11 protein-coding genes and 1 pseudogene are annotated in these 16,058 nt (G+C 62.7%); 6 read left to right on the top strand and 6 right to left on the bottom strand.

Annotated features, from left to right (window positions below):
- Positions 1-55 precede the first annotated feature (55 nt).
- The gene (locus AOG28_RS13020; protein ID WP_054556709.1) at positions 56-727 is read left to right on the top strand and encodes an RluA family pseudouridine synthase; all 672 of its coding nucleotides are present in this window, start codon (positions 56-58) and stop codon (positions 725-727) included.
- Positions 728-849: 122 nt separating this feature from the next.
- Here AOG28_RS13020 and AOG28_RS13025 read toward each other — a convergent pair whose 3' ends face one another.
- The 4 genes from AOG28_RS13025 to AOG28_RS13040 form a co-directional block, all read right to left on the bottom strand.
- On the bottom strand, positions 850-1,770 hold the full coding sequence (locus tag AOG28_RS13025) for a glycine betaine ABC transporter substrate-binding protein (protein WP_054556710.1): 921 nt from the start codon (positions 1,768-1,770) through the stop codon (positions 850-852).
- Positions 1,771-1,923: 153 nt separating this feature from the next.
- Positions 1,924-2,781, bottom strand: a complete 858-nt coding sequence (locus tag AOG28_RS13030; protein WP_043333557.1) for an ABC transporter permease — start codon at positions 2,779-2,781, stop codon at positions 1,924-1,926.
- Entirely contained in the window at positions 2,778-3,986 is a 1,209-nt protein-coding gene (locus AOG28_RS13035) for a quaternary amine ABC transporter ATP-binding protein (RefSeq protein ID WP_043333554.1), read from the bottom strand. Before AOG28_RS13035 ends, AOG28_RS13030 begins: the two co-directional genes overlap by 4 nt.
- Positions 3,987-4,413: 427 nt before the next feature.
- A complete protein-coding gene (locus tag AOG28_RS13040; protein WP_054556711.1) occupies positions 4,414-7,503 on the bottom strand; it encodes a bifunctional acetate--CoA ligase family protein/GNAT family N-acetyltransferase in 3,090 nt (1,029 codons plus the stop codon).
- A gap of 201 nt (positions 7,504-7,704) precedes the next feature.
- Between AOG28_RS13040 and AOG28_RS13045 the strand changes: the two are divergent.
- Positions 7,705-8,637, top strand: a pseudogene (locus AOG28_RS13045) (histone deacetylase family protein); the annotation flags it as partial.
- A gap of 506 nt (positions 8,638-9,143) precedes the next feature.
- Positions 9,144-9,782, top strand: a complete 639-nt coding sequence (locus tag AOG28_RS13050) for a helix-turn-helix domain-containing protein (protein WP_054556712.1) — start codon at positions 9,144-9,146, stop codon at positions 9,780-9,782.
- 309 nt (positions 9,783-10,091) lie between these two features.
- On the opposite strand, the gene AOG28_RS13055 is transcribed toward AOG28_RS13050, so the two are convergent.
- Positions 10,092-11,141 carry a helix-turn-helix transcriptional regulator gene (locus AOG28_RS13055; protein ID WP_082388777.1) on the bottom strand — a complete coding sequence of 350 codons (1,050 nt, stop codon included), beginning with the start codon at positions 11,139-11,141 and terminating at the stop codon, positions 10,092-10,094.
- Positions 11,141-12,076, bottom strand: coding sequence for a formate dehydrogenase accessory sulfurtransferase FdhD (locus tag AOG28_RS13060; protein WP_054556743.1), 936 nt, complete (start codon positions 12,074-12,076; stop codon positions 11,141-11,143). Before AOG28_RS13060 ends, AOG28_RS13055 begins: the two co-directional genes overlap by 1 nt.
- Before the next feature lie 208 nt (positions 12,077-12,284).
- Between AOG28_RS13060 and AOG28_RS13065 the strand changes: the two genes are divergently transcribed.
- From AOG28_RS13065 to AOG28_RS13075, 3 genes are all read left to right on the top strand, one after another.
- Complete coding sequence (locus AOG28_RS13065) at positions 12,285-12,839, top strand: DUF3305 domain-containing protein (RefSeq protein WP_054556713.1); 555 nt, start codon at positions 12,285-12,287, stop codon at positions 12,837-12,839.
- Complete coding sequence (locus AOG28_RS13070; protein WP_054556714.1) at positions 12,836-13,633, top strand: DUF3306 domain-containing protein; 798 nt, start codon at positions 12,836-12,838, stop codon at positions 13,631-13,633. The genes AOG28_RS13065 and AOG28_RS13070 overlap by 4 nt, the downstream gene beginning before the upstream one ends.
- Before the next feature lie 504 nt (positions 13,634-14,137).
- A complete protein-coding gene (locus AOG28_RS13075) occupies positions 14,138-16,054 on the top strand; it encodes a 4Fe-4S dicluster domain-containing protein (RefSeq protein WP_054556715.1) in 1,917 nt (638 codons plus the stop codon).
- Positions 16,055-16,058 lie beyond the last annotated feature (4 nt).

The raw sequence follows: 16,058 nt of genomic DNA on the forward strand, positions 1-16,058 counted from the left end.
CCAGCGCCCACTTGCCGTTTCGCCCCGCCCACCTTGACGTCACTGACGAGCCTTTATGCAGCCACAAGCCGACCCGTTCATCGTTCCCGTCTGCCACGAAACCTACGCGGTGCTGTACGCCGACGATGACATCCTGCTGATCCACAAGCCCAGTGGCCTGCTCAGCCTTTCCGGCAAGCATCCGCTCAATCTGGATTCGCTGCATCATCGCCTGGTCAAGGAATACCCCAGCGCCAAGCTGCTGCATCGGCTGGATTTCGGCACCTCCGGCATCATGCTGGTCGCGCTCAACAAGCCGGCCAATGGCAACCTGACCCGCCAGTTTCAGGACCGCAATATCGGCAAGTCCTACACCGCGATCCTGCATGGCCATCTGGAGGAGGACAGCGGGCGCATCTCGCTGCCCATCGCCAAGGACGTCGACCAGTTCCCGCTGCAGAAGATCTGCCACGAGACCGGCAAGACCGCCATCAGCGATTTCCGCGTCATCGAGCGCCTGGAGAATCCGGCGCGCACGCGAGTCGAATTCACGCCGGTGTCAGGTCGCACGCATCAGTTGCGCATCCATAGCCAGCAGATCGGCCACCCGATCCTGGGCTGCGATCTCTATGCGACGGATGAGGCCTTCTTCATGGCCGAGCGCCTGATGCTGCATGCCGAGATGATCAGCTTCGATCACCCGGTGAGCGGTGAGCGCATGGAAGTGCGCAGTCCCTGTCCGTTCTGATCAAGTCTGAGCCCGCCGAGTGTGAGTGACGCGTCATCTGCAGGCACACAACGAAACGCCCCCACAGGGTCTCCTGTGGGGGCGTTTCGTCATTCATGACTCAGTGAGTCATGCGCCAGGCATTATTCAGCCGCGGCCGGCAGCCATTCCTTGACGATGTCCTGATGGCTTTCCACCCACGCCTTGGCGGTTTCGTAGGGGTCAGCGTCGTCTTCCTGGTTGTTGAGCATCACTTCGCCCATGTCAGCCGGGGTCCAAGCGAAGTTGTCGAGAATCGCGTAGACCTCCGGCATGTCTTCCTCGAGTCCCTTGCGCGCCAGGGTGTGAATCTCCTCGGCACCGCCGTAGACGCCCTTCGGGTCATCCAGATACTTGAGATCCCAACGGGCAAACATCCAATGCGGCGTCCAGCCGGTGACGACGATCTCACGCTCACCCTTGATCGCATTGCTCAGCGCGGCGGTCATGGTCGCGCCGCTGCCGGTGGTCAGGTCGATGTCCTCGAGCGCGTAGTCCTCCAAGACCTGCTCGGTCAGACGCGTCAGACCTGCGCCCGGCTCGATGCCGACGATGCGCTCATCGATATCCTCGGCGTGGGTCTTGATGTCGTCGATGGTCTCGAGCTTGCTGTAGGACGGCACGACCAGCCCCAGCTTGGTGCCTTCGAGATTGACGCCCAGGTCGTCGACCTTGTCGGCGATCTTGGCCATGTAGTCTTCGTGGGTGGTGGGGAGCCACGCACCGACCATGCCATCGGCATCGCCGAAGGCGACCGCCTGGAACATCGCCGCCGCAGACAGCGCCTTGAGTTCGACGTTGTAGCCCTGTGATTCGAGCACCGCCTTGACCACATTGGTGGAGGCGACTTCAGAGGACCATTCGACGTAGGCCAGCGTCACATCGCCCTTGTCACCAGCGGCATACACGGCGCTTGCCCCGGCCAGTGAGGAGGACATGACAGCGCCGAGCAGCAATGCCTTGGTGGCGGCATTCATCTTCGCGGTGACGTTCAAGGTAGTGCGGGAGGCATCTTGCTTGTTCATCATTTTCCCCTTTATTCGAATTTACTCATTGTTTATCGAAGCACGCCTGTCGAAAAACGCGTGTCGACGGCCAAACGTTGAGTCGGGTATGGAAAGTGCTCGAGGCGGCCTCCGTATTGCCACAAAGCGCACGGAGGCCACTGGTGAATCCCCTTATGAACGAGGCTTCTTTTCCTTGCTGAAGGTCTGGGTCAGGCGGTCGAGCAGCATGGCCAGGATGACCACCGCGATGCCCGCTTCGAAACCATCTCCCGGGCGCAGGCGCTGGATGGCTTTCCAGACCTCATTCCCCAGGCCATCGGCGCCGATCATGGCCGCGATCACCACCATCGACAGTGCCAGCATGATGGTTTGGTTGATGCCGGCCATCACGGTGGGCAGCGAAAGCGGCAGCTGCAGCTTGAAGAGCTTCTGGCTGCGGGTGGCACCGAAGGCATCGGCCGCTTCGATCAGGTCATTGGGCACCTGACGAATGCCCAGCGTGGTGAAGCGAATCGCCGGCGGCATCGAGAAGATCACGGTGGCGAAGATGGCGGAGACCGAGCCGATGCCGAAGAAGGGAATCGCCGGAATCAGGTAGACGAAGGCCGGCATGGTCTGCATGAAATCCAGCACCGGCATGATGACCTTGTAGAAGCGGTCCGAGAGTGCCGCCAGTATCCCCAGCGGTACCGCGATGACCACGGCGACCAGGGTGGCGATCACCACCAGGGTCAGCGATTCGATCATCGGGTCCCACAGATCCAGGTTCCAGATCAGTCCGAGCCCCAGTACGGAACCGATGGCCAGGCGCGTGCCGGCCAGCCGCCAGCACAGCAGCGTCACCAGGGCGATCAGCGCCCACTCGGGCAGCCACATCAGCGCATCGTTCAGGACATCGATGCCGGTCTCGGTGAACTTGGAGATGCCGCGCGTGATGCTGGAGTAGTTGGTCGTCAGGTAATCAAGCCCCGTCTCGATCCAGTCACCCAGCTCTATCTTCGGGATGGTAAAACCGGTTGCGTCGCTCATGCGTGTGCCTCCCCTGCTTCCGCCAGTTCCGCGAGTACGGACCCTTTGATCACCACGCCCAACAGGCGGGATTGCTCATCGACCACCGCCAGCGGATGGTGATGACCGGCAAACATCGCGAACAGGTTGTGCAGCGGTTCTTCCGGCGAGACCTGACAGCAATCCGAGTGGATGATGCTCGAGAGATCAGTGAGATTCTCGCGCACGGCACGTTCGGTATCCTCGGCGGTGATGATCCCGAGCACAGTGCGATCGCGGCGCACCACGAACAGGCTGTCGAGGCCGTTGTCGCCCATCTTGCGCAGCGCCGTGCGCGGGCCATCATCATCACGTGCGGTGGCACGGACATCGGTCATCGCCGAGCGGGCAGTGAGGATGCGCGACATGTCGACGCCTTCGACGAAGCGCGCCACATAATCATTGGCCGGGGAAGTGAGGATGCTTTCGGGGGAGCCGATCTGCACGATCTCGCCATCCTTGAGCAGGATGATGCGGTCGCCGATGGAGAGGGCTTCATCAAGGTCGTGGGTGATGAAGATGGTGGTCTTCTTCATCTTGTGCTGCAGCGCCAGCAATTCCTGCTGCATGTCCTTGCGGATCAGGGGATCAAGCGCCGAGAAGGCCTCATCCATCAACAGCACCGTGGAGTCGTTGGCCAGCGCTCGTGCCAGGCCGACACGTTGTTGCATGCCACCGGAGAGCTGGCTGGGGTAGGCATCTTCCCAGCCATCAAGGCCGACCTGCTTGAGCGCATCGCGACCGCGCTGATAACAGACTTCCTTCTCCTCGCCGCGCACCTCAAGCCCGAACTCAGCATTCTGCTGCACGGTGCGGTGCGGGAAGAGCGCGAAATTCTGGAACACCATCGAGAAATGCTTGCGACGACAGCGCAGCAGCGACTTGTCATCCAGCTTGGCGACATCATCGCCGTCGATGAGGATCTCGCCCTCGGTCGGCTCGATCAACCGGTTCAGGCAGCGGATCAGGGTCGATTTCCCGGAGCCGGACAGCCCCATGATGACCAGCAACTCGCCTTCCATCACATCAAAGTCCACGTTGGAAAGCCCCAACGTCTGGCCAGTCTTCTCGAGAATCTCGGGGCGTTTCATGCCCTCATCACGCAATTTGAGCGCCTTGTCGGGCTGATTGCCGAACACCTTGCTCAGATTGCGCACTCGAATCTTCACGTCGCGAGTGTCAGTCATTGGCTTTCCTGTCGTCAGCGGGCAGGAAATATCCACGGATTCTGTCCATTACGCACTCAATCCGGCAGGGAGAATGGCTCGCCCTGCCGCTGACATCGCGCAATCTGGCCGCAAGCATCGCTTGCCGACCTGCTGACAGAATACTGTGTCATCCCCTGCGCCATTATCCATAAAGGATTCTTATATTTGTAATTACAATACAGTTTTATTGATAAGCGCTCAAACACGAACAGACGTTTATACGACCAAGGTGGTATGCCCTTGACGCTTCTCGCTGATACCTCCCTGAATCACGACATTGCACGTTGTTATTGGTCTATTGCTCTCCATCCCCTGACGCATTGCGTGTTGCCGAGAACCGCCTGGCAAGCCTACGCATGCGCCTATCAACAGGCCCTTGCACAAGCCCATGCACCAACAAGGCGCATCAGGCCTTGGCTTCCAGCCTCAGGCGCTGCCAATCACTGACTGGCTCGTTGAGACGGATGCTGGCATCGATGACCTGCTCCTCCATGTTGTAGCGGCAGGTGAAACCGAGGTGCTTCATCAGGGCACGCATCGGGTGGTTGTCGATCATGATCTTGCCGACCATCTCCAGCGTGCCCAGCGAGCGGCAATAGCGCAGCATCTTCTCCATCAGCAGACTGCCGATTCCCTCGCCTTGCATGTCATCCCGGATGATGACGGAGAATTCAGTGCGAATGTTGTCCGGGTCATTCCATACCCGCACCACCCCCAGCATCTCGCGCTGCGGCGACTCACCTGACTGGGCTTCCACTTCACGCTCGGCGATGAAGGCCATCTGACGGTCGTAATTGATCTGGGCAAGCAACGCGAGATCTCGCTGCGTCAGCGCCGCCTTGTGATGGAAGTAGCGGAAACGAATGCTCTCCTCTGAGAGCCGGGCATGGAAGGCCGTGATCAAGGGCGCATCCTCGCCGCGTATCGGGCGCACCTCGACGTGCATGCCATTGTCCAGCGACACCCATTCACGGAGCTCTTCCGGATACGGCATGATCGCGAAACGGGCCGGTTTGCCGAGATCCAGCGCGAAGTCCACCGCCACGGCTTCCTCGCGGTTGAGCAACAACGGATTGATTTCCAACCCTCTTATGTCAGGCAAATCCGATGCCAACTGTGAGAGCTTGATCAACAGCGTGCTGACGCGCTCGAAATCGCGCTCCGGGTCCGGCGAGTGCTCGGCGATCAGGCGGGAGGCATGGCTGCGCGAGATCAGCTCACGCGCCAGTGTCATGTTAAGGGGCGGCAAGGCGACCTGGCGGTCCGCCAGCACATTGACCTTGTAACCGCCGATGCCGAACACGATCACCGGGCCGAATTCGTCATCGCGCGTGATGCCTGCGCTCAACTGCAGCGAGTGTTTGCCACGCTGCATCGGCTGCAGGCAGAACTCATGAATGCGCGTGCGCTCGTGATCACTGCGGCCGCGCTCGGCATCGCCCTCCGCCACCTTCTGGGTGATGCGGCGAATCGCCAGCGCGATGTCCTCCGGACCGGAAAGGTCCTGCACCACGCCGGAAGACAGCCGCTGTGGGTAGCGGCGATAGCGGAACGGCTGGCTGTTGTGTTCATGCACCACGCGCAGCGCATAGGGGCCCTGCCGAGAAGGCTTGTCGTCATCCGTGGCAGAACGCTGCAACTCGACGATGGCGCGCGCGCCTTCGGCGGCGTCGAGCACATAGCGACTGGGCGCGGTGGCGATGCCGTAGGTATCGAGCACCTGCGCCGTCTCCGAGTGAGTCAACCATTCCCGGCCCGCACGCCGCGCGCTGTGCACCAGGTCATGGGCGCGGGCGCGAATCTCGGCACTGGTCGAGAAGGCCAGACTCGGCGGCGTCTGCTGCAACAGTGTCTGCACACGGTGGTAATCGACCATCTGCAGGAAGGCCTTGACGCCCTTCTCCGGCGACAGATAGGTCGGGATGCCGGCCAGATGGCATTCATGGCGGGCCGAAAGCGCCTGCTCGAGCCCCATCCAGCTGGTCAGCAGGTTGCGTCGGAATTGCTTGCGATGCGCCACCAGCGCCTCGGCCGTTGCCCGTGAAGGAGCAAGGCGTGTCGGCGCATGCACGACCAGCACGGCGTCCACGCCACGGTCATTGGCCACGATGTTGACCGCGGCCAGGAAATCTTCCGGCGTGGCATTGCCGCCCAGATCCACCGGATTGCGCCCCGGCAGGCTGACATCCAGCTCGGCCTTGAGCAGCGCCTGGCGGCTCTCCTCGCTCAGCTCGGCCAGCTTGCCGCCGCCCGCCATCAGCTTATCGATGGCCAGCAAGGCCGGGCCCAACCCATTGGAGACGATCGCCAGTCGATCACCGCGCAACGGCTTCATGCGATTCAGTGTCTCCAGCGCATCGAACATGTCTTCGCTGTCATTGACGCGCACCACCCCGGCACGCGCGAGGGCAACATCGACGATCCGGTCGCGATTGGGCACGCCACGCGTGACATGTGTGCCGAACAGGTCGGCTTCCGGGGTACGGCCGCTCTTGATCGCCAGCACCAGTCGATTGCGGGATGCCTCGCGCAGCGCGGTCATGAAGTGCATCGGGTCGTGAATGCGCTCCAGGTGCAACAGCAAGGCCTGCGACGGCCCGTACTGGTTCAGGTAGTCGATCAGATCGGGCAGCATCACATCGACGCTGTCGCCCAGGGTCACCAGATGCGAGAAGCCGATGCCGCGCCCTGCCGCCCAGTCGATCATCGCATTGCCCAGCATCCCCGACTGGCCGAGATAGGCGACCTTACCCTTGGCCACTGGCTGCCCGCTGAAGGAGGCATTCAGGTGGCGGTTGGGCACGCAGATGCCCATGCATTCCGGCCCGAGCAGGCGAATCCCACTGCCACGGGCGGCCTTGAGCAACCGACTGTTGAGGCTTTCCTGATCACGGTGGATACGCGGAACTTCGACACCCGGCTCTCGTGCCTGCGAGGCATCCAGCACGTCGTCCGTGCTGTCGGCGATCCGCGGGTAGCGCTCGGCGCTCGGCGCGGCAGGCTCACCGGCCTCATTCAAAGACGACGCCTCGGTGACGGAGGGTTCGGGGCCTGGCTTGCCCGTAGTGGACCTGTGACTGCCCGGCAGGCGCGGGGCAGAGAAGTTCAGCCCGTCGCGGCGTGACAGCATCTCAAGCCCCTTGCCGGTGACGCGGGCCAGCGAGCTGACCGGTGTCGGCGCAACACCTCCCGAAATCAGCAGCGCCGCCTTGACGCCGCGCCGGCCCAGCTTCTCGACCACACGCGGCAAGGTATCCGGCGGTGAGCACAGAATGGCCAGGTCCGGCACCTGTTCCAGCTCACTGACCCGCTTGACGCACGCCACGCCATGCACCGTCTCATATCCCTTGGGGTTGACCACCGTCAGGGCGCCCTTGAAGCCCCCTTCAAGCAGATTGCGCAGTACCTGCCCACCTAGTGAATGCGGCTTTTCCGAGGCGCCGATCACCACGATACTGGCGGGCTCGAAGAAATTGCGCAGAAATCGCGTTCCCATAGGCTTGTCCTGTCAGCGGTTGCGCCTCGTCAGCGCGATATGAGCAGCATGCCGCGAAAGCGCAGGTCTGAACAGCCATCCTCGCGCCCTTCATGCGTGAAACAAGGTAGACCATCGGCGACTGGCTCATGCCATTGACGACTCTTACTGTTACGTCATGGTGCAGACCATTATGACCCGCACACTCACGCAGGCATGCCGATGATCACCTCCTACATATCCCATCGCGACTGCGGTCAGCATTTCATGGGCCCCACCCATCCCGAAAGCCCACTGCGTCTGCAGGCCATCGAGCGTCAGCTGGCGCTGAGCGGCGTGATTCAGCATGTCCAGCAATACAGTGCGCGAGCGGCAACGCTTGAGCAGCTGGCGCGCGTGCATCCCATGCGCCACCTGCAGGCGCTGGAGAAATGTCCGCCCCAGGCCGGGCAGCTGTTGACCATCAACGAAGACACCGTGATGTGTGCCGATAGCCTGGTCGCGGCGCGACTGGCCGCCGGCGCGGTGGTACGCGGGGTCGACCAGGTGATGCGCGATCAGGCCGACAACGTCTTCTGCGCCGTACGCCCACCGGGCCACCATGCCGAACGCGCCGATGCGATGGGCTTCTGCTTCTACAACAACGTGGCGGTGGGCGCCCTGCACGCCCGCCAGCATTACGGCGTGAAGCGGATCGCGATCCTCGATTTCGATGTGCACCAAGGCAACGGCACCGTCGATATCTTCAAGCATGATCCCGATACCCTGGTGTGCTCCTCTTTTCAGGACGCCATGTACCCTTGGCGCTACCTTGAGAGCCGCTGGGAGCACATCCACAACACGCCCCTGAGCGAAGGCAGCGGCTCACTGGCCTTCCGGCGCGCCATTGAAGCCCAGTGGCTCAAGAAGCTTGATGACTTCAAGCCGGAGTTGATCCTGATCTCGGCGGGCTTTGATGCACACCGCGAAGACCCGATGGCGGAACTGTGCCTGGAAGATGACGACTATTACTGGGTGACCCTGCTGGCAATGGATGTCGCGCGGCGTCATTGCCACGGGCGTATCGTCTCCGTGCTGGAGGGCGGGTATTGCCTGGAGGCGCTGGGGCGCAGCACGGAGGCGCATCTCAAGGCGCTGGCGGGCTTGCCGATGCAGGATGGCCTCGATGCACGTGCCGGCAGCCATCGCCCCGACCAGCCCCCTTCAGAGCAACCCAAGTCAGAGCGGCCCGAGTCAAAGAAACCCGAGCCAGACCAGCTCGATCTCGCGCCTCCCACCGTGGATGCCCTCCCACCCCGCTCCGCCTCTGACACACCAGACGGCGTCCAGCCGCCGCTTGCCAAGCCCGCCGAGGATGAGCGTGACCACCCGCTGTTCTAGTGCTGAGCACTCCCCGCACCGGTGACTTTTCCACTGACGCACACCACACCTCACGACAGGTTTCCAGCAGCCAGGAAACCTGTCGCTGCATCATGGGAGCACCAGCGAGCCTTCGGTGTCGCGGACAGCCATGTTGGCTACGTGTCGGGATGATACGCGCTTGCCATGCTGTGATAAGCTGGCGATAAAGTTTCCGATAGTAAACTTTATCGCCAGCTGACAGCGCTGCGACACCCGATGTCGTACGCCGCCAATATCACGCCCATAGCGAAGCCACTCTCATGAGCACACCGACAGACAAGGACGCCGCCGTCCGGATCGCCTCCGGTCGCAAACCCTTCGTTGAGCCCCTGAAGCTTGGCGAACGCGTGAAGCAGATCCGCCTCTCCCATCATTGGACGCTGGAAGATGTCAGCCAGCGCACGGGGCTGGCACGCTCGACATTGTCCAAGATCGAGAACGAGCAGATCTCGCCGACCTTCACGGCGGTCCAGAAGCTGATTCATGGTCTGAACATCGACCTGCCGCAGCTGCTGAGCCCGCCCAAGCGCCAGAGTGGCACTCTCGGGCGTCGCGACCTGACGCGCGTCGGTGATGGCAAATCACACCCGACACCGACCTATGAGCACGAGCTGCTGTCCTGGCAGCTGGCGCAGAAACGCATGATTCCTTTCAAGACTCGCGTGCGCGCGCGCAGCTTCGATGACTTCCCCGACTGGGTGCGTCACGACGGCGAGGAGTTCCTGATGGTATTGGCGGGCAGCATTCTGCTCTATTCGGAATTCTATGAACCCTTGCCGCTGGGCGAGGGTGACAGCATCTATTTCGACTCCGACATGGGCCACGCCCTGGTTTCTACCAGCGAAGAAGATGCCATCGTGCTGTCGGTGTGCACTCGCAATGATTCGGATCCGAGCTGAGCCGATTTGAAGTGAGCAGAGCTGTGTTTAAGTGAGATGAGCTGAGATAAGCCACATGACACACTGGCAGGAAGCTAAACCGTAAAGATTGCCTTAACGCAAGCGTGGCCTGGCCTGTCCATTCGAAACAAGGACTTGCTTGACCATGCTCGCCGTCAGCCCGAAATAAAAAAATCGCCCACTAGCCATGCGCTAATGGGCGATTTTTCTGGATGTCGCAAAGACGCTCATGGCTTCTGCCGAGTCCTGACCGCCAGCACCCGCTGGGCGTTCAGCGTCTCAATACTGAGCGTCTCGATACCGAGCGTCTCAATCGTGCTGTGCGGCATCGCCGCGCCAGATCAACTGACCGCATTCGCGCAGATCATAGCCACCGAGGGATTGCGCCAGCTGGATACCATTCGGCGTCGCCAGATAGTCCAGTAACCCCTGGAATAGATCGCGGAAATAGACATTGCGCGGCACCACCAGATCGAAGGCCTCTTCACAGACCGGCACGAAGCCGAGGCCGAACTCATTGGCGGCCGACAGCGTACCGGGGCCGACGTCCACCTCGCCCCGCGCCACCATCGAGGCCACTTCACGCTCGGAATAGGCGATCGCCAGGGTATTGAGCTGCTCGGCACGCATCTGATGGCCGGACAGCCACTCCTGCAGGAAGCGCTGCGAACCCGCCCCCTCCTGTCGCACCGCCCAACGCCGCTGCGAACCGAACAGGCCGCTGGGGTCGATGGACAGATGGCGATCATCATTGCGGATGATCAGCCCCTGGGTACGACGCGCAAGCCGCACCATCACCCATTGGCGATAGCCATCGTGACCACGAATCAGCGCCGGGTGACGCAGCGCTGCCTCTTCCGCGCGCCCCCAGTGAATGGCGCAGACATCAGCACGCCCCTGGCTGAGCAGATCAAGCCCCAGTCGCGTGCCGGTGACGCTCATGCCATAGAAGGCGCTACCGGCATGCTGCTGATTGAGGCGCATGGAGAGCGCGGCCAGCAGCGGGTCATCACTGCCGGTGATCATCAGGCGATCCGCCAGTACGCCATGATGGCTGGACTCGAGAATCCATTGCTCCACCAGGCGCCGCGGAAACAACCACTTGCCGGTCACCTTGGTCGCCGGCATGGTCCCGTCACTGGCCAGCTGATAGATCTTCTTTTCGTTGAGATGCAGCAGGCGCGCGACTTCCTGCACCGTCAGAAAGGGGTTGTCGTGGGGGACCGGAGCCTGCCGGCCGGTGGCCGCATTCAGGGGCTCGCCTGAAGACTCAGCGACAGAGCCACCTGAAGGCGCGCCGAGTTCAGAGGAAAAGCCCTGTGAGGGTATGACGCCCAGCGGCGAAGAAAGACGACTCATCACTGCGCCCCCTTGTCATGTCCGGCTGCGCCGTCTGATGAAGATGGCTTGCCTGACGCGTCATGGCGCGATGACTTGAGAGCGTCACCTGCACGCAGCGGCGGGATGGCATCCAGCACCAGCCGCCCGGCAGGGTCCACCGCCTGGAAGTGGCGCCCCTTGGCGCGCGCGATCAACAACACACCAAAGCGTTCCGCCAGCTCCACCCCCTTCTGCGTGACGCCGGAGCGTGAGACCAGCACCGAGATCCCCGCCTGAGCCACCTTCAGTACCATCTCGGAGGTCAGGCGGCCGGTGGTGTAGAAGATATTGGCCCCCTGATAATCACTGTCATCATCACTCAAGGGCGCCAACCAGCTCAGCCCCGCCAGCGTATCGACGGCGTTGTGGCGGCCGACATCCTCGATGAACGCCAATACCTCATCATCTCGACACAGGGCGCAACCGTGAACCGCACCGGCCTTGCGATAGGTCGCGTTGTGCGCCGCCAGCGCCTCCAGCAGGCGATACAACAAGGCCTGACTGAAGGGGCCTGCGTCCAGCGCGGCCAGCGATTGGCGCTCCAGCAGATTGCCGAATACCGTGCCCTGCCCACAGCCGGTGGTCACGGTGCGCTTGCCGAGGCGCTGCTCGATATCCTCGGGCAGATGACGCGTCACCACCGAGGCGCTCTCGACTTCCCAGTCCACCTGCAGCGCCTCGAGGTCCTCAAGCTCACCCAGCAGTCCCTGATTGCGCAGATAACCGGCCACCAACGCCTCAGGTTCGGCACCCAGGGTCATCAAGGTGACGATCTCGCGCCGATTGAGATAGATGGTCAGCGAGCGCTCGGCGGCAATGGACTGCTGATGGCGCTCACCGCGCTCATCCATGACTTCGATGTCCAGCGTGGTGGGTAGTGTGGCGCGACTGATCGCTGGCCGTGCAGAGGGCATCATGAACTCGGGTCTCCCTGATCGAGCCGGTTGGAATGGCAATTCTTGCGCTGAATCGCCGTAGAGTACCAGTCCGATGGCAGAGCTGTCCCCGCACTGACTGACGGTGACCCTGATATCGCACGCGCCGGCATGTATCTTGCACACTAGCACCATCGCAGCATTCTTTTCAGACCCGCTTGCGGGTACAGCAGTGAACAAGGAAGCCATGTCTGAATCCATCCCTCCCCGCAGTGACGACACCCGCTGGTTGAGCGTCACCCTGGCACCCACCACGCAGAAGCTGGGGCGCTTCAGCATCGACACCTGGCGGATTGCCGACCTCTCGCCCTCTGCAACGCCAGAAACAGACTCGCACGTAGCAGAGCCTGCCACCGCTGATGAAGTAGCGCATCGCCGCATCCTGCCGCTGCAGCTTCACCTCACCGAGCGCACCGATTACCGCTACAACCTGCGCTGCGAGCAGCCGCGTCTGTTCGTCCAATGCGATGAGCGCGAAGCCGACGGCATGCAGCCCCGCGTGGTGACGGCCTGTCAGGAGGTAGCATCGCATTGGATGGATGGCGACCAGCTGGTGCTGGACGTGCCGATGCCCCCGGCCTTGATGGTGTGGCTGGAAGCCTACCTCGCGCGTCACGGCGAACGACTCGACGAAGGCAAGAAGAAACGCAAGGGCGCCGGGCGCGCCAGTCAGGCAGAGCAGCACGCCGCGACGCCCAACAAGGCGCATCAGCCCGGTGATGGTACGGAAAGCACGTCATGAGCCATCACGACGATAACGCAAGCCGGGCCAATGAAGGCCTGTTCTCGCGCTGGTCACGCCGCAAGCAAGGCGACAGCCGCCGTGAAGACCAACTGGCACAGCCGGACAGCGCCGAGGTGACCAAGGGCGACAGCCTCCCGCCGTCACAGGTGGGAGTCGCCTCTGACCACAGCGCTGACGCCCCTGCAGCGAGTGGCTCGCAGCACGAAGCCCTGGGCGGCGACAGCCCCTCCTCGGCAGCAGAGCAGTCAGCCGAACAGCCAGCAGAACAGGCATCAACCGAGAGCGATCAGCAGGCAGCAGACGCTGACAACGCTGAAGCGCCCGTCATCGAGCTGCCAGACCCCGACACCCTGACTCCAGACGCCGACATCAGCGCCTTCATGCAGGGCGGCGTGGACCCGGCGCTACGCCAGCGTGCGCTGCGACGCATCTTCATGGGTGGCGAGCACTCGGTGCGCGATGGGCTGGATGACTACGACCAGGACTTCTCCCAGATGCGCCCGCTCGCTGAAGGTGTCGCCGACACGCTGCGCAGCTGGACCCGCAAGGTCGAAGAAGGCCTGGAAAAGCTCGATGAGGCAAGCGAGACACCGGCGGCGGATACGACGCTGGAGACAGACGACCAGATCGCCGAGCAGGCGCCTGACGGTGAGGCGCCAGTGGGCGAGACACACGCGACGCCCAGCTACGAGATAGTCGAGTCGCCTGCCCCGCAAGCGATACCAGCAGAAGACTCGCGCGAGCCTGCTCCCGCGTCAGATGATGACAGCGGCGTCCGCCACAAGCCGTGACCCGGCGCCGGCCCCACAGACAAACGGCTCCAGCGCCAGGGCGTCAGGATGACGCGCCGCACAACCAGCATGAGTCATTATGACCCACAAGAAAGCCGGACACGTCTGACCGAGGTCATCCTGATGCCTCATGGGTCACCCTGACGCGCCTCATCAAGGCGCACTCACTGCAACGCACATGCAAGATTCAGCATGACATGCCAACCCTTGAAGATGATGACTGACGTCAACCGCCTGCGCTGATGAGTGCCTGCGCGACCTGACCGCGCCCCTCTTCTCGCCGGGCGTGAAAACAGCAATGTCATCAACAGCATGCAAAGATGGTTGGCCTGTCATGAATCCCCCACTGAACGACTGTCGATCGCCGACCCGGCCCTGACCGCGAAAGACCGCGAAAGACCGCGAAAGACCGCGAGAATCTGCGACGACCTGGACCTGCATCATCCGCCTGCCACCTGACGGCAGCTTGCATGCAAGGTCCGCCACGACCGAATAAGGATGAGGATGCTCAGCTCAAGCCTCGAGAGCGCTCAGCGCGCCCTCAATCAACAAGCACGCCAACGCGCCCTGTCATCCGCCATGGGTGGCTCGCCTGCCTCCAGTCTGCCGCTGTTGGCGACGGATGCCGGTAGCGCCCCCATCCGCTATCACAGTCAGGGACGCACCGTGATCATCGGCAGCGAAGCGCGAGTGCGAGCACTGGCGGGTCTGCTGACCCGCCTGCCGGCTACTGCTCAGCTGCCGATGGCACTCTTGATCAGTGAGCAGGACAACAGTGCGCTGGTGACGATGGATGAACAGCATCTCGCCGCCAGCGAGTCGCTGCCTGCGCACAGTGCCCCGCGTGACATGCTCACGCTGAGCGGTCACCTCGGCCAGTTCAGCCTTGCCAGTGATGGCGTCAATCTGGCTGCCGCGCTGGTGCCGCAAGGTGCCGGCAGCGCGACCCATTTCGACCTGATCGCCGACCTGTCCAGCCAGCCGCTCAACCAGGCGGAACTGCCACCGCCCGGCTATCTGCACGCCGGCGCGGACGTCATCGCCGAGCTGGATCAGCTGGTCGCCGATGCTGAGGCCTCCCAGCAATCACTGTCACAGCTGACCGCCTGGGCCATGCAGTTCGCGGGCCTAATCGGCAACTTCGACAAACCGAATTACGTGACCGTCAATCTCGATACCTGCGCGCATTCCAGCGCCGGCAATATCGGCTGTACGCGCTGCCTGTCGTCGTGCAGCGCCGATGCCATTTTCTCGGTGGCCGGTCGTCGCAATGCGCATATCGAGATTGACCCCTACCTGTGCCACGGCGCGGCCAGCTGCGTCAGCGCCTGCCCGACCGGCGCGCTGAGCTTCACCCAGCCTCCGGCCGAGCAGCGCATGGAACAGATCCAGCGCCTGCTGGAGCGTTATCAGGATGGCGGTGGCCTCTTCCCGCTGCTGCGCTATCGCCTGGAGCAATCCCCTACCTCGCAGACTGCCCTGGCGAGTGTCGACCAGGAGCGCTGCCTCGATATCACCCTCGAGGAAATCTCCGCCACCGGGCACGACGAGTGGCTGGCCGCACTCGCACTCGGCGCGACGCAGGTCATCGTCGAACTGCCCCACGACCTGCCCGCAGGCCAGCACCAGCAACTCGATAGCGAACGTCGCCTGGCGTTGACCTTGCTCGACAGCATGGGGCTTGCCAATGCGGCCAGTGGCGAGCCGCGCATCCGCTTCGTCTCTTTGCCATCCGCCCTGCCACAAATGGATAGCAACGAGAGTGAAGCCCTGCCCCTGATCACGCCGCTATGTGTCGCTCTGGCACCGGGCGCGGACAGCGAAGAAGAGCAGCAGCCCAGCCAGCCGATCGCACGTGACTGGCTGCTGGGTCAGCCGCAGGCACGCCCCGGCAAGCGCGAACGTCTCAATCGGGTGCTCGATCATCTGGCGACCCTGTCGGTCGCGGACCTGGCGCAGGGCAGCGTCGCCGTGCCGACAGGCGCGCCCTTCGGCGTGGTGAACGTCGACAGCGACAACTGCACGCTGTGTCAGGGATGTGTCGCCGTCTGCCCGACCAGCGCCCTCTCGGCCAATCGCACGTCGCCTGCACTATCCTTCACTCAAGGTGACTGCGTGCAGTGTGGCCTGTGCGAGCAGGCATGCCCTGAGCAGGTCATCACCCTGACGCCTGGCTTTGCCCCGCAGCCCGAGGTGCGCCGCGAACCGCAGCTGATCAAGCAGGATGTGCCCTTCCCCTGCATCAGCTGTGGCACGCCGTTCGGCTCCACCGCCACCATCACGGCGATGCAGACCAAACTGGCCTCGCATGCCTACTTCCAGGGCGATGGCGCACTGCGCCTGAAGATGTGCAGCGACTGCCGCGTCAAGGACATCTGGCACGAAATGGCACGTAATCCCGATGCCCAACTCAAGGTTTGAGCCA

It is taken from the genome of Cobetia sp. UCD-24C (genome assembly GCF_001306765.1).
GTDB lineage: Bacteria > Pseudomonadota > Gammaproteobacteria > Pseudomonadales > Halomonadaceae > Cobetia > Cobetia amphilecti.